General features: G+C 57.0%; 2 protein-coding genes. One reads left to right on the top strand and one right to left on the bottom strand.

All coding sequences use genetic code 11. From position 1 onward, the window contains the following. Positions 1-529: DNA ligase LigA-related protein (locus tag HF921_RS11820; protein WP_404813120.1), on the bottom strand; the 529-nt coding region annotated here is incomplete at its 3' end. A gap of 136 nt (positions 530-665) precedes the next feature. On the opposite strand from HF921_RS11820, the gene HF921_RS11815 reads away from it, so the two are divergent. Next, positions 666-993, top strand: a 328-nt coding sequence (locus HF921_RS11815) for an HAD family hydrolase (RefSeq protein ID WP_215893866.1), incomplete at its 3' end; no start/stop codon positions are given.

Below are 993 nucleotides of genomic sequence, written 5' to 3'. Positions count from 1 at the left end.
CCCCGCGCACCTCCAACAGATCCGGCCAGCCCTTGCCCGCCAGTTGCAGAGGAATATTGCGGATGGTGCGGACATTGGCGGTGACATCCTCGCCACTCTGACCATCACCGCGGGTCCCAGCCTGCATCAATTTGCCATCCACGTAACGGATGTTGACCGAAAGGCCATCAAACTTGGGTTCAGCGCTCAGCGCAACCTCTTCAAGGTGCAGTCCTTTTTGCACACGTCCCAACCAATCACGAAATCCCTCCTGATCAAACACGTTATCCAGGGAAGTCATCGCTACGGTATAGTGAACTTCGGTAAAGGCCTCCAGAGGCGTCGCCCCTACCCTCTGGGTCGGCGAATCGGCGCTTTGCCATTGCGGGTTACGTTCCTCCAGGCGGCGAAGTTCGCGCAGCCGTGCATCATATTCCGGATCACTCAGAGTCGGTGCATCCTGCTGGTAATACGCCTTATTGGCGGCCATCAATTCGGCACGCAACAACTGGATACGCTCAAAGTCCGTAGGCTTGCCCTGCGCCACCATCCGCTCCTTCTTTCGAGATATAATGCCCTGCGCATGCACCTGTTGCGCCCAACCCCGGGCAAATTATACCAGAAAGCATATTTGCGGTATCCTAGCGCGGCATTTGCCATTGCCCACCTCACTGGACGGAGAACCTATGGCCCTCACTCTTTTTGATCTGGACAACACGCTGCTCTCTGGCGACTCCGATCATGCCTGGATGAAATTTCTCAGCAGCCGCGGCGTTGTGGACGCCGAGTGCTTCAATCATCGCAATGACCGGTTTTACGCGGACTATATGGCGGGCACCCTGGACATTCAGGCTTTTCTGAATTTTCAGCTTACCCCTCTGGCTGCGCACCCGCGTGCCCAGCTCAATGCCTGGCACCGGGAATATCTACAGGAATGGGTGCTGCCGATGATTTCGGATCGCGCCCGCGCCCTGATCGAGGATCACCGCCGGCAAGGTGACCTGTTGGTCATCA

The sequence above is a fragment of the Acidithiobacillus ferriphilus genome, from assembly GCF_018854775.1.
Lineage (GTDB): Bacteria > Pseudomonadota > Gammaproteobacteria > Acidithiobacillales > Acidithiobacillaceae > Acidithiobacillus > Acidithiobacillus ferriphilus.
Note: the sequence above shows the minus strand (reverse complement) of the source record. Positions and strands in the feature narration are given on the sequence as shown.